This window comes from Janthinobacterium sp. FW305-128, from assembly GCF_020858135.1.
Lineage (GTDB): Bacteria > Pseudomonadota > Gammaproteobacteria > Burkholderiales > Burkholderiaceae_D > Janthinobacterium.
In genome coordinates this window covers 70,204-83,720 of sequence record NZ_JACYMK010000011.1, presented here as the reverse complement: position 1 = coordinate 83,720, position 13,517 = coordinate 70,204, and the positions used below count along the sequence as shown (strand labels likewise).

At 61.9% G+C, this 13,517-nt stretch carries 13 protein-coding genes; 4 read left to right on the top strand and 9 right to left on the bottom strand.

Annotated features, from left to right (window positions below; all coding sequences use genetic code 11):
• Positions 1-237: 237 nt before the first annotated feature.
• From IGS60_RS21705 to flhD, 9 genes are all read right to left on the bottom strand, one after another.
• Positions 238-744: a chemotaxis protein CheW gene (locus IGS60_RS21705; RefSeq protein WP_034758356.1), complete on the bottom strand. Its 507-nt coding sequence runs from the start codon at positions 742-744 to the stop codon at positions 238-240.
• A gap of 30 nt (positions 745-774) precedes the next feature.
• Positions 775-2,976 carry a chemotaxis protein CheA gene (gene cheA / locus IGS60_RS21700; protein WP_230506183.1) on the bottom strand — a complete coding sequence of 734 codons (2,202 nt, stop codon included), beginning with the start codon at positions 2,974-2,976 and terminating at the stop codon, positions 775-777.
• 43 nt (positions 2,977-3,019) lie between these two features.
• Positions 3,020-3,385: a response regulator gene (locus IGS60_RS21695; protein ID WP_034758362.1), complete on the bottom strand. Its 366-nt coding sequence runs from the start codon at positions 3,383-3,385 to the stop codon at positions 3,020-3,022.
• A gap of 83 nt (positions 3,386-3,468) precedes the next feature.
• Positions 3,469-4,017, bottom strand: a complete 549-nt coding sequence (locus IGS60_RS21690) for a chemotaxis protein (protein ID WP_070219714.1) — start codon at positions 4,015-4,017, stop codon at positions 3,469-3,471.
• Positions 4,018-4,063: 46 nt separating this feature from the next.
• Positions 4,064-5,041, bottom strand: coding sequence for a flagellar motor protein MotB (motB, locus tag IGS60_RS21685; RefSeq protein ID WP_046684787.1), 978 nt, complete (start codon positions 5,039-5,041; stop codon positions 4,064-4,066).
• Positions 5,042-5,099: 58 nt separating this feature from the next.
• Positions 5,100-5,960, bottom strand: coding sequence for a flagellar motor stator protein MotA (gene motA, locus IGS60_RS21680; protein WP_070219712.1), 861 nt, complete (start codon positions 5,958-5,960; stop codon positions 5,100-5,102).
• Between the two features lie 218 nt (positions 5,961-6,178).
• Positions 6,179-6,940 carry a class I SAM-dependent methyltransferase gene (locus tag IGS60_RS21675; protein ID WP_070288863.1) on the bottom strand — a complete coding sequence of 254 codons (762 nt, stop codon included), beginning with the start codon at positions 6,938-6,940 and terminating at the stop codon, positions 6,179-6,181.
• Between the two features lie 105 nt (positions 6,941-7,045).
• Complete coding sequence (gene flhC, locus IGS60_RS21670; protein ID WP_070219809.1) at positions 7,046-7,606, bottom strand: flagellar transcriptional regulator FlhC; 561 nt, start codon at positions 7,604-7,606, stop codon at positions 7,046-7,048.
• 108 nt (positions 7,607-7,714) lie between these two features.
• Entirely contained in the window at positions 7,715-8,032 is a 318-nt protein-coding gene (flhD, locus tag IGS60_RS21665) for a flagellar transcriptional regulator FlhD (protein ID WP_010396649.1), read from the bottom strand.
• A gap of 606 nt (positions 8,033-8,638) precedes the next feature.
• On the opposite strand from flhD, the gene kynU reads away from it, so the two are divergent.
• From kynU to IGS60_RS21645, 4 genes are all read left to right on the top strand, one after another.
• The gene (kynU, locus tag IGS60_RS21660) at positions 8,639-9,889 is read left to right on the top strand and encodes a kynureninase (protein WP_230506182.1); all 1,251 of its coding nucleotides are present in this window, start codon (positions 8,639-8,641) and stop codon (positions 9,887-9,889) included.
• 20 nt (positions 9,890-9,909) lie between these two features.
• Entirely contained in the window at positions 9,910-10,782 is an 873-nt protein-coding gene (gene kynA / locus IGS60_RS21655) for a tryptophan 2,3-dioxygenase (protein ID WP_070312344.1), read from the top strand.
• A 14-nt stretch (positions 10,783-10,796) separates the two neighbouring features.
• A complete protein-coding gene (locus IGS60_RS21650) occupies positions 10,797-11,342 on the top strand; it encodes an alpha/beta hydrolase (RefSeq protein WP_070219811.1) in 546 nt (181 codons plus the stop codon).
• A 69-nt stretch (positions 11,343-11,411) separates the two neighbouring features.
• Entirely contained in the window at positions 11,412-13,517 is a 2,106-nt protein-coding gene (locus IGS60_RS21645; protein ID WP_230506181.1) for a toxin-antitoxin system YwqK family antitoxin, read from the top strand.

Sequence of the window (13,517 nt, the reverse complement as noted above, 5' to 3'; positions counted from 1 at the left end):
AGCCTGCCGGCGCGCCTCTGGCAAGTAACCCCCAATAAATTATTATGATTTCTGACTTCCATAACCGGCGCTGTGCGGTGTTGCCCGCAGCTAGCAGTGCTCGCACTGCGTCGCTGCGGGCGCCTTGCACAGCATCCGGTTCTGTTCGTCATAAATTCACAATAATTTCCAGAGGATTACTTTCCCGCGCCGGTACATGCATATCTGTAGTGATTCTTTGCGTGGTAAAACTGCCGCTTAAGCCGCCAGCTTGTCGATCAGGCCCATCTCGCTGCTCGACATCAGCTTATCGATGTCGACCAGGATCAGCATGCGCTCGTCGATGGTGCCCAGGCCGATCATGTAGTCGGTCGAGAAGGCTGTGCCCATTTCCGGCGCCGGCTTGACCTGCTCCGGCGTCAGGGTGGTGACGTCGGAAACGCTGTCGACCACCATGCCGACGATACGGCCGCCGATGTTCAGGATGATCACCACCGTGAACTGGTCGTACACGGGCGTGCCCAGGTTGAACTTGATGCGCATGTCGACCACCGGGATGATGATGCCGCGCAGGTTGATCACGCCCTTGATGAATTCAGGCGCGTTGGCGATGCGGGTGACCGCTTCGTAACCACGAATCTCCTGGACCTTCAGGATATCGATGCCGTACTCTTCGGAGCCCAGGGTGAAGGCCAGGAATTCACGGCCGGCGATGTCCTTGCCGTCGCCCGCATTGCTTCCGGATGTTTGTTGAGTATCTGACATGGTGCGTTTTCCTATCTTTATCTATCGGTATTACGAAAAAATGGACTCGTCGGCCAGCTGGCGAGAGGAACGGATGAGGGCGGCGACATCGAGAATCAGCGACACGCCGCCATCACCCAGGATGGTGGCGCCGGAAATGCCCACCACCTTGCGGTAATTCGATTCGAGGTTTTTCACCACGACCTGCTGCTGCCCCACCAGGTCGTCGACAAACAGGGCCGCCTTGCGTCCTTCCGTCTCGAGGATCACGCAGATGCCTTCCGAGGGACTGGTAAAGCGCGGCGCGATGTCGAACATCTGGTACAGCGGAATCAAGGGCAGATATTCGCCGCGCACTTTCACCACCTGCCCCTTGCCGCTGATGTCCTTGATGTCCTCAACGGCTGGCTGCAGCGATTCGATGACAAAGCCCAGCGGTAAAATATACACCTCGTCGCCAACGCGGATCGACATGCCGTCCAGGATGGCCAGGGTCAGCGGCAGCGAAATGGAAATCGTCGTGCCGAAACCCTTGGCCGAACGGATGTCGACGACGCCGCCCATGGCGCTGATATTGCGCTTGACGACATCCATGCCCACGCCGCGGCCCGACACGTCGGTGACCGCTTCGGCGGTGGAAAAGCCGGGTGCGAAAATCAGCTGCCACACGTCGGCGTCGCTCATCGACTCGGACACGTCCAGGCCCTGCTGCGCAGCCTTGGCCAGGATGCGCTCGCGGTTCAATCCCGCGCCGTCATCGGATACTTCGATGATGATGTTGCCGCCCTGGTGGCTGGCCGAGAGGAACAGACGTCCCGCCTCGGTCTTGCCGGCGGCCACGCGGGCGGCCGGCATTTCCACGCCATGGTCGATACTGTTGCGCACCAGGTGCGTGAGCGGATCGACGATGCGCTCGATGAGGCCCTTGTCCAGTTCCGTGGCGGCGCCATTGGTGATGAAGTCGACCTTCTTGCCCAGTTTCGTCGCCAGGTCGCGCACCATGCGCGGGAAGCGCGAGAAGACGAAATCCATCGGCATCATGCGGATCGACATCACCGCTTCCTGCAAGTCGCGCGTGTTGCGCGTCAGGTGGCTGACGCTGTCGAGCAGTTTTTCATGCAGCATCGGATCGAGCGCGCTGGCGCGCTGCTCGATCATCGCCTGCGTGATCACCAGTTCGCCCACCAGATTGATCAGCTGGTCGACTTTTTCGATCGAGACGCGGATCGACGACGATTCGGCGCCGGCCTTGTCGCCCTCTTTCTTGGCCGGTTTCTTTTCCTGCTCCGCTTCGGCCACGGCGTTCGCCACGGCCGGCGCGGCGGCAGCGCTGGCGTTGCCCGCCTTGGCCGCGTCTGCGCGAATCTGTTCGAGGGGCTGGAAGAATCCGTAACCCTGTTCGGCGTCGCTCTGCACGCCGGCGGCGGCGCGGATATCCTCGATCGGCTGGAAGAAGCCGTAACCGGGATCGGCCGCGCCCGGCGCGCCAGGAGTGCCTGGCAGCGGGTCGAAGAAACCGTAACCTTGCGCCTTTTCCTGCGCCGCGCGGGCCGCTTCGGCCTCGCCTGGCGCCAGTGGCGGCGCCTGCGTGATCACCATGTCGTCGGGATTGAGCACGAACGAGCAGATGGCCAGGATATCGTCCAGGCTTTCATGCGTCGTCACTTCCAGCACTTTGCGCGCGTCGGGCAGGCTCGTTACGGCGACGTCGCCCAGCAAGCCCAGTTCGGCCGCCAGCGCATCGACTTCGCGCGGCTCCATGGCCGGCAGTTCCAGGCGGATGCGGTGGCCGCCGGCATGGCTGACGGCGGCCTTTTCCGCCGTGTGGAAGGCCGGCGCGACGGGCGTGAGCGCGGCCACGGGCACGTCCTGCGAGAACGACTGCAGCATCATGCGCACGTTGGCCACGGCATCCTGGTCGACGGCGCTGCCCAGGCGATGGCCGTCGAGCTGCATCTTGAGGATGTCCTTGGCCGCCAAAAAGGCGTCGACGTGTTCCGCCGTCAGGGCCATCTGGCCCTGGCGGATGCGGTCGAGCAGCGACTCGAGGATGTGCGTCACCTCGCTCATGTCGGAGAGGCCGAACGTCGATGCGCCGCCCTTGATCGAGTGGGCGGTGCGGAAAATGGCATTCAGATCTTCGGCGTCGGGCGCCGCAATATCAACGGCCAGCAGCAGCCGTTCTTTTTCAGCCAGCAGTTCTTCGGCCTCATCGAAAAAGACCTGAAAAAACTGGCTAATATCGATGGTCATAGGGTGACTCCGTCAATTGCATCATTGCGCTGCGCGGCTGGCATCAGCCGATCACCTTCTTGACCACTTCGATCAGGCGTTGCGGATCGAACGGCTTGACCAGCCAGCCATTGGCGCCGGCGGCACGGCCTTTCGATTTCATCTCGTCCGACGACTCCGTCGTCAGCATCAGGATGGGCACCTTCTGGTAGGTCGGCAATTCACGCAGCAGCTTGATCAGTTCCAGGCCATCCATACGCGGCATGTTCTGGTCCGTCAATACCAGGTCTACGGTTTGCAGCTTGGCTTTTTCCAGTCCGTCCTGGCCGTCCACGGCCTCCACCACCTGGTAACCGGCGGCTTTCAGGCTGAACGCCACCATCTGGCGCAATGAGCTGGAATCGTCCACTGCAAGTATCGTTTTGGCCATCTTTGCTCCCACTTATTCCGGGCATCCTGCCCGAGTATTTGATTAATCAATCCATGCGACCACAAGCGCTCCGCACTGGCATGCTAGAACAGCTCGATGTCGCCGCTTTCCAAATGCTGTTGACTGACAGCCTTGCGCAGCACGCTGCGCAACTCCAGGCTTTGAATCGCCAGCGCCATGCTGACCCGACCCAGCAAGGCGACAATTTCTTCATTGTCGCTCTCCGGCAACATCTCCGCGCCATGCTCGCCCAGGGTCCCGAGGAACTCGCGCAAGCCCGTCACGCGCTTCAGGGTGCGCTCGATCAGCTGGCTGGTCATGTCCTGAAACTGCATGCTGGTGATGGCGGCATTCACATAGCCCCCCACCTCATCCTGCAACGCCAGCAGTTTTTCGCGCTGCTGCTCGGCCGGAATACCGCCGTCGAGCAGCAGCGCGATAGTGTCTTGCTGCGCAGCGACGGCTGCGTGTATCGCCATGAAATTGAAGGACAGCTTCTCGATCGCCTCTTCCAGCAAGATGCCGGTCTGCACCAGGTCGGTTTCCACCTCCGTCAAGTGCTTGCGGCCATGGTCCGACACGCCAGACAGCAGGCGTTTTACATGCGAGCCAAGTATTTTCTTTCTTGTCATAAAGGTCTCATTGTTTCAATACACCACGCGTCGACAGCCTTGCGTGTTATTTTTTCGCCGCTGCCGGGGCCGGGACTGGCGCCGCCGCGGGCGGCGCACCGGCAGCCAGCCCTGAAGCGACAGCGGCGGAAGCGGCATCGGTCACCGGCAGCTCGATCGCCGAACCATCGCGCAAGACATTTTCCTCCGTGCGCTTGTTCATGACGATGATGCTGATGCGCCGGTTGATCGGATTGAAGGGATCGAGCTTGTCCAGGTGGGCGGCCGAGCCCAGTCCCACCACGCGCAAGACTTTTTCTTCCTTCATGCCGCCGATCACCAGTTCGCGCCGCGACGCATTCGCGCGGTCGGCCGACAATTCCCAGTTGCTGTAGCCTGCATCGCTCATATAGGGCGTCGAATCCGTATGGCCGGACAGGCCGATGCGGTTCGGCACTTCATTGAGCACGGAGCCGATGGCGTGCAGGATTTCCTTGGTGTACGGTTGCAGGTTCGCATTGGCGAGCGCAAACATCGGACGGTTCTGCTCGTCGACGATCTGGATGCGCAAGCCTTCGCTGGTAATATCGAGCAGCAGCTGGTTCTTGTATTTTTTCAGCAGGGGATTGGCGTCGATGGTCGCTTCGATGCGCGCCTTGAGCGCCTGCAGGCGCTTGCCTTCCTCGCGTTCGAGCGCCGCCTTGGCGGAATTGAGGTCGAACGATTTGCGCTGCTGCTCTTCCTGCGCCTTGCGCACCTGCCCATCCTGGCGCGACAGGTCCTGGCCGCCGCCCTGGATCACGGAATTGCTTTCGCCGCTGCCGGAGCCGCCCGCCATGGCCACTTTCAACGGCGTCTTGAAGAATTCGGAAATGCCGTTCAAGTCGCCCTTCGAGGTGGAGCCGAGCAGCCACATCAGCAGGAAGAAGGCCATCATGGCCGTGACAAAGTCGGCGTAGGCGATTTTCCACGCCCCGCCATGGTGTCCGCCAGCCGTCTTCTTGATACGTTTGACGATAATCGGGCGCATGCCTTCATCGGCCATGGCGTCCCCCTTCCGTGTGCTGCAAATGACTCATGGTGTCCAGGCGTATATTCACTGCTTACTTCGTTTTCGATTTCTTGATGTGGTCTTCCAGCTCATTGAACGTCGGGCGCTCGGTCGAGAACAGCACCTTGCGGCCGAACTCCACGGCCAGCGCCGGCGCATAGCCGTTCAGGCTGGCCAGCAGCGTCACTTTCACGCACTGGAACATCTTGCTCGACTCTTCCAGCTTCTGCTCCAGCAGGCTGGCCAGCGGACCGACGAAACCATAGGCCAGCAAGATGCCGAGGAAGGTGCCGACCAGCGCGTGCGCGATCAGCATGCCCAGCTCGGCCGGCGGTATACCCACCGACTCCATCGTGTGCACCACGCCCATCACGGCGGCGACGATACCGAACGCGGGCAAGCCGTCGCCCACCTTGGCGATCACATGGGCCGGCACGGCGCCTTCGTGATGGTGCGTCTCGATTTCGTTGTCCATCAGGTTTTCAATCTGGAAGGCATCCATATTGCCCGATACCATCAGGCGCAGGTAATCGGTCATGAATTCGACGATGTGGTGGTCGGCCAGCACCGCCGGATACTTGGAAAACAGCGGGCTCTCTTCCGGCTTGTCGATATCGCCTTCAATCGACATCAAGCCTTCCTTGCGCACCTTGCTGAGCACTTCAAACAACAGCGACATCAGTTCCATGTACAGGTCTTTGGTATAGCGCGATCCCTTGAACAGGCTGGGCAAGGCGGCGATCGTTGCCTTGATGGCCTTGTTATTGTTACCAACAAGGAAGGCGCCCAGGGCGGCGCCGCCGATCATCAGCAACTCCAGCGGCTGGAACAGCGCCGCCAGATGGCCGCCGGCCATTGCGAAGCCGCCAAAGACCGAGGCGCAGACGATGATGTATCCGATTATGACTAACAAGTGCCCTGACTCCCAATAATGGCCGCGGCTGTATGCGCGGCATGTTCAAACCTGTTCCTGTCTTTTGGCGGCTGCGCCGCCGGTAAAGACTGCGGCAAAAAAGCAACCGGAAGTTAATTGAAATGTGCTGCTTTTCAATGCAAATCCGAGAAAATGCCGTGTGGAACTACAATAACGTGAGATTGCCCCACGGGCAAGCAAATAACGCAGACAATTGCTTAAAAGCACCATATGTAAAGCAAAGGACCACCCTCTGTGGCGGCGATGGTCTTATCGGGCTCGCGTGCCGCAATCCGGAATTCGTAACTAAGAAGCATGCTACCGGGCAACATTTCCTTTTCCGCCTTATTCCACAGGGCCGCCATCGCCGCCGGCGACAGGTAGGCAAACACGGCATCGTAGCGGCCGAAGTCGAGCGCTTCGTAATCGCCGCGCAGGAAGCGCGCGCGGCTGCCCGCCATCCGCGCGCGCAAGCGGCTGGCCAGCCAGGGCAGCGGCGCCAGCTCGATGCCGGAAAACTGCCCGTCGGGCCGGCGCCGCGCCAGGTCCAGCACCAGGCCGCCCAGGCCGCTGCCTATATCGACCAGGCGCACGCCGGGACGGTCCGCGATCAGCTCGGCCACGGCCTGCCACACCTTCGGCCCCGACGGATAAAACGGCACTTGCGTGCGGAACGTGGACCAGTACAGGCTCAACAGGAAAACAAAGGCCGCCAGGAACACGGCCGGAGGCCAGTCAAGCAGGCTGGCGCCCAGCAAGGCGGGCGCAAACAGCAGGCCGATGGCGCACCACCAGCGGGCCAGGCCCGCGCGCCAGGTAATAAGCGCCGCCAGCACGCCCTGCACCAGCGCCACGGCCGGCAGCGACATGGCCACGCCCGCGCGCGCCAAGCCATATACCAATAGCAACATCAAGGGAAAGGCCAGCACCTGGATCAGGATGGCCTTGAGCGCGGGCGCGCGCAGGATTTGTTGCAGCATGGGGTAGTCAGAGAAGGAAAACGCCAGTGTAAGCGATGACGACATGAAAAAGCCGGAGTGCGGTCAGGCGACCGGCTCCGGCTTATTTACTGTCTTATGCAGGGCTCAGACAACCGCGCCCGGCGCAACAGCGGCCGCTTCATCGCGCGCCTTCTTGGTCTTGCCGGCGCGCGAAGGCATGTGGCACAGGCCGCACACATAATCGGCGTTCAGGTCGAGGCAATTGACGACAAACTTGCCGCCGCACTTGCCGCAGGGCGCCATGTCCAGCATCTTGCTGCTGAAAAAGCGCACGAGGGTCCAGGCCCGCGTCAGCGACAGCAGGGGCTCTTCGCCCGCTTCGGGCGGCATCTGTTCCAGATACAGCTTATACGCCTTCATCACGGCTTCGATGCCCGTGGCGCCCGCGTGGTCGACGAGGAATTTATGGATGTTGATGAACAGCGAGGAATGGATATTCGGTTGCCAGGTGAGGAACCAGTCGGTGGAAAACGGCAGCATGCCCTTGGGCGGCGAGACGCCCTTCAATTCCTTGTACAGATTCAGCAGGCGCTCGCGCGACAGCGAGACTTCCGTCTCCAGCAGTTGCAGGCGTGCGCCCAGCTGTATCAATTCGATGGCCAGCTGGATTTCCTGCGCTTCCGATACGACACTTTTCTTGGCCATGCTGTGTACTCCGCGACTGACTGATACTGACTAACTGATACTGACTGAAAGGTTGCCGGCAAAATGTTCAGGGCAATGCAACGCCGCCATGGACGTTTGATGGCAACCTTAAGCGATTTCTTCGACGCCTTGGCCGGCCATGAGGATGGCAGCGTGCGACTGGGCCAGCGAGCGGTCTTTATTGTAGTTCGTCAGCATGCCCAGGATGGCGCTGTCGTCAAAGCGGAAGCGGGCCAGCATCATGTTGCCGCCAGCGAGCTTGAGGATCTGCGCATTGCTCATGCCTTCGATCAGTTCGGCGATGTCGGCGGCGATGCCCAAACGGAAGATGGCCGTTACCTTGTCCGCACGAATCATTTGCTGGGCCAGCATCAGGTAGCTCAGGTTAGCGTCGCGAATCTCAGCCATCATGTCGTTAGCAGTCATTTCCATCTCCTCAATCCGTTGAATTCAGCTGGCGTTGTGTGTTGCCAGTGAGATACATTCTGCAGGAGCAACATTAAATGCAACAGAGGCGTAGCGCTGTATTTTTGGTCGGGCAATAGCGGATGGGATCGTAGGTGTTTGTCTGACAAACACTGCTCGATCATGGTCGCACGCCAGCAACGGCGCGGATGTGGGAGGTTGGCTCTGCGGCGGGTTTACCCGACTTTGGGCCTGTAAAAAATATCACTTTTTTACAACAACTTGATCGGAATCAAGCCTGTCTACCTAGATAACGGCCGCCTTGGCAGGAACTTTAGGGCTTTTTCGAAAAATATTTCAAAGACCCGCATTCTTTTTTGGCCGGTTTGACACCGTTCATGTAATCGTTGACGGCGGCGTCTGGCGAAACTTTAGGGTGATTTGGAAATATTTTTAAAAATCGTGATTTTTTTCGTTGACGCCCCACAGGCAGGCTCTTTTCACGCTGCAGCCAGGGTGGAAATTCCGCTTTCCGGCGCGGATTTGCTACACTGCCTGCTCCCGCACAATACTTTAAGCTTCAAACAATATTGCGCCATTGAGATAAGTATCAACATGAAAGCCACCATGATTTCTCGACATGACTGCAGCGCGCGCGACCTCGACGATCCCCTGGCGCCCCTGCGCCAGCAATTCGACTTGCCGCAAGGCGTGATTTACCTCGACGGCAATTCCCTGGGCGCGCGGCCGAAAGCGGCGCTGGCCCGCGCCCAGCACGTCATCACGGCCGAATGGGGCACGGACCTGATCCGCAGCTGGAATACGGCCGGCTGGTTCGACCTGCCCAAGCGCCTGGGCGACCGCCTGGCCCCGCTGCTCGGCGCGCAGACTGGCGAAGTGGTGATCACCGACACCACCTCCGTCAACTTGTTCAAGGCCCTGGCCGCCGCCCTGCAGATGCAGGCCAGCGATCCCGCGCAGGCCTCGCGGCGCATCATCGTCAGCGAACGCAGCAACTTCCCCACCGACCTGTACATGGCGCAAGGCCTGGCCGCCTGGCTCGACCGCGGTTACCAGCTGCGCCTGGTCGACAGTCCGGATGAACTGGCGCAAGCCATCGATGCCGATTGCGCCGTCGCCATGCTCACGCACGTCAATTACCGCACCGGCTACCAGCACGACATGGCCGCCATCAGCATCCATTGCCACGCGCAAGGCGCGCTGGCGCTGTGGGACCTGGCCCATTCGGCCGGCGCTGTGCCGCTGGACCTGAACGGCGCCGGCGCCGACCTGGCCGTCGGCTGCACCTATAAATACCTGAACGGCGGCCCCGGCTCGCCCGCCTTCATCTGGGTGCCGGAAAAGCACCAGGCGCGCTTCCGCCAGCCCTTGTCCGGCTGGTGGGGCCACGCCACGCCGTTTGCCATGGACCCGGGCTACACGCCGGCCGACGGCATCGCGCGCGCCCTGTGCGGCACGCAGCCGATTGTCTCGCTGGCACTCGTCGAATGCGGCCTCGATATCTTTGCGCAAACGAACATGGAAGCCATCCGCCGCAAGTCGCTGGCCCTGACGGATGTGTTCATCGCGCTGGTGGAACAGCGCTGCGCCAGCCATCCGCTGGGCCTCGTCACGCCGCGCGAGCATGCACGGCGCGGCAGCCAGGTCAGCTTCACGCACCCGCACGGCTATGCCGTGATGCAGGCGCTTATCGCTCGCGGCGTAATCGGCGACTACCGCGAGCCGGCCATCATGCGCTTCGGCTTCACGCCCCTGTACACGAGCTTTGCCGACGTGTGGGACGCGGTGGAAATCCTGCGCGACATCCTCGATACCCAAGACTACGACATCGCCGCCAAGCGCGATGCCGTCACCTGACCCCGGACCAAGAGAACACCATGAGCAAAGAAGAAAACAGCAGCGGCTGCCCCATGCATGCCGGCGGCCAGGATGCGCAGTGGCATGGCGCGCAGATGGATTTCAGCGAATCGATGAGCTACGGTAACTACCTGGCGCTGGACCGCATCCTGACGGCCCAGCATCCGCTGTCGCCGAACCACAACGAAATGCTGTTCATCGTGCAGCACCAGACCAGCGAATTGTGGATGAAGCTGATGCTGCACGAAATGCACGCCGTGCGCGCCAACCTGCAAAGCGGCGACCTGGCGCCCGCGTTTAAAATGCTGGCCCGCGTGGCGCGCATCATGGACCAGCTGGTCCATGCCTGGGACGTGCTGGCCACCATGACGCCGCCCGAATACACGGCGATCCGGCCCTACCTGGGCGCCTCGTCCGGCTTCCAGTCCTTCCAGTACCGTGAAATCGAGTTCATTTTGGGGAACAAGAACGCCGCCCTGCTCAACGTGCACACGACGGCGCCCGATACCTACACGGTGCTCGACGCCGCCCTGCGCACGCCGTCCGTCTACGACGAAGCCATCAAGCTGCTGGCGCGCAGCGGCTTGCATATCGCTCCCGAGCGCCTGGACGCCGACTGGACCCTTCCCACCGCCTCCGACGCCTCGGTCAAGGCGGCCTGGCTGGAAGTCTACCGCGACCCGTCGAAACACTGGGCCCTGTACGAACTGGCCGAAAAGCTGGTCGACCTGGAAACGGCCTTCCGCTTCTGGCGCTTCCGCCACGTGACGACGGTCGAGCGCATCATCGGCTTCAAGACGGGCACGGGCGGCACGGCGGGCGTGAGCTATTTGCGCAAGATGCTCGACGTGGTATTGTTCCCGGAACTATTCGCCCTGCGCACTGAGTTATAACTTAAGGAGCCTCGATGTCGCCTCTCGTCCTGACCCTGGCCGGCCTGTGGAATTCCGGGCCGCAGCACTGGCAAACCCATTGGGAAGCGCGCCACCCGCAATGGTCGCGCGTGCCGCACCGGGAATGGCAGACGCCGGACAAGGACGAATGGGTGGCGGAGCTCGACCGCGCCATCGCCGCCTGCGAGCGGGCGCCCGTGCTGGCCGCGCACAGCCTGGCCTGCACGCTGGTGGCCCATTGGGCGGCCAGCGGCTCGCCGCACAGGATCGCCGGCGCCTTCCTCGTCGCCCCCAGTGATGTGGAAGCGCCGTCCTACCCGTCCGGCACCACGGGGTTCTCTCCCATGCCGCTGCAAGCCTTGCCGTTTCCCAGCCTGGTAGTGGCCAGCGGCGATGATCCCTACGTCAGCTTCGCGCGGGCGCGCGCGTTTGCCGCCGCCTGGGGCAGCGACTTCACCATGATCGGCGACGCCGGCCATATCAATGGCGACGCCGGCTACGGCCCCTGGCCGGACGGCGAACAGCTGCTGCTGGACTTCTGCGCCGCGCACCAGCCCTGAACCGGGGCACGCACGCGCGCACGATAGACGCGCCCGCATTTGCCCACAAGTAAGAACGCAGGCAGAATCGTGGCCTTTCCATTGCGGCGCCCCGGCGCCAGCCTCACGATGAAACGTCCGCTCTTGCCAGTCCTCCTGCCCTTGCTGCTTTGCTCCGCCCTCGCCCACGGCGCGCCCTTCTACGAAGGCAAGACCCTCGCCCATCCCGCCATCACGGCATCGCAGGACAGCGGCCTCGACATCGCTTTTCTCAAGGAAAAAGAGGGCGTCAACGGCTATTACTGCGAGTGCACGAACAGCGCTTCGAAAACCTTCCTGCTCGACCAGTTCGGCAACGCCGTCATCCGCTCCGTCTTCTATGCGTCGCTGGACAAGGAATCGGATACCAGCGTGCAAACCATGCTGGTGCTGTTCCGCCAGGACGGCAAGAACGGCCTGCGCGCCTACCGCTACCACCGCAGCTCCGGCAAGTACCGGCGCCTCGACGGCTTGCAGCCGGCCCTGAACCGCATCGTGGCGCAAAGCGCCGCTCCCAACGCGGGCCAGGTCAAGGCCGCGCTGGCCAAGCTGGCGCCGATGGACTACAGCGTCGCGCGCGGCAAGAGCGGCAATGCGGACTTCGACGCCATCGACCATACGCAAGGCACGATCGTCGGCTACTACAGCGATGACGGCAAGCCCGTGGCGCCCGGCGGCAAGGATGCCATCACCTACAAGAAAACCTTCCTGAAAAAAGGCGAGCGTTTTCTCACCGCCAGCTACACGCTGTACAGCGACGCCGGCGCCGGCATCCTGCCAAATTACCGCCTGTGGCAAGTGACGTGGGAGACGGCGCCGCAGCAGTTCACGGGCAGCGAAGACGGTCCGTCCGTCATCTACAGCCTGGCCTGGGACGACGGCTCGGTGGTCGAGCGGGGCCAGTACGCGAAGGGCAAGCGCCAGGGACTGTGGGTGCGCGAAGGCATGCACGAAGGCAGCGAAAAAGGCCATTTCGTCAACGGGCTGCAGGAAGGCATTTGGTACTTCAATTATCCCAAACAGAGCGAGAGCGGCATGTACCGGGCCGGCAAGCGCGAAGGCCGCTGGACGGTCGTCAACTATGCCGATGAAGAGGAAGTGACGGGCTTCGATACCTACGCGGACGGCCAGCTGAACGGCCCGCACGAACGCCGCATGGGCGGCAAAGTGCGCACGCGCGGCAACTACGTCAACGGCGCGCGCCACGGCGCGTGGATCACGGAAGACGGCGACGGCAGCTTTATCGACGGCTTGCGCGACGGGCCGTGGAAGCTCAAGCTCAAGGACGGTGTCACGCAAAGCGTCACTTTCGTGAAAGGCAAAAAACAGGGCGAAGCCATCGACACGGATGCGCAAGGCGCGCTGCGCGTGCGCGACCATTACCAGGCCGGCGTGCTTGATGGCAGCCGCACGCGCTACCTGGGTCCGGCCGGCAAGGAATACGTGGTCTACACGGCCACCTACCGCAACGGCCAGCTGGACGGGCGCGAACAGGCGTTCGACGACAGCGGCAAGATCCTGCGCCTCGATACCTTGTGGGACAACGGCAAGAAGCAGGGCCTCGATGCGCGCTACTACCCGAACGGCAAGCCGGAACGCCTGGCCGTCATCGACCAGGGCAGGCTGCTCACGCACCTGCGCGAATACTATGAAGACGGCCAGCTGCTCAACGACATCCACCGCTGCACCTTCAAGGAGTACGGCAGCACGCGCGACGACGTGTGCGAGTACCACCACATGTACTACCCGGACGGCAAGCCGCAGTACTACTATGCCTTCCAGTACGGCCAGCGCCAGGAAGGCTATTCGAACTACCCGAACGGCAAGCGCAAGGATGAACTGCTGGTCGACCGCGCCGCCGACACCTCCGTCGTCAACGCATACTATGAAAGCGGCCAGCTCAAATGCACGGAGCCGCGCAGCGGCCACAGCACGCGCACGGTGAATGGCCAGACCATGATCAGCTACGCTTCTGCCGACCGCGATGGCGACAATATCTGCTACCACCCGAACGGCAAGGTGGCCAGCATCTACACCTTCCGCAAGCGCGTGCTCGTCGAGTGCGGCAAGCGCTACGACGACACGGGCAAGCAGACGTTCCCGGGACCGGAAGGCTGCCCTCCTCCCAGGAAAGTCGACTACCCGATAGGACTGTGA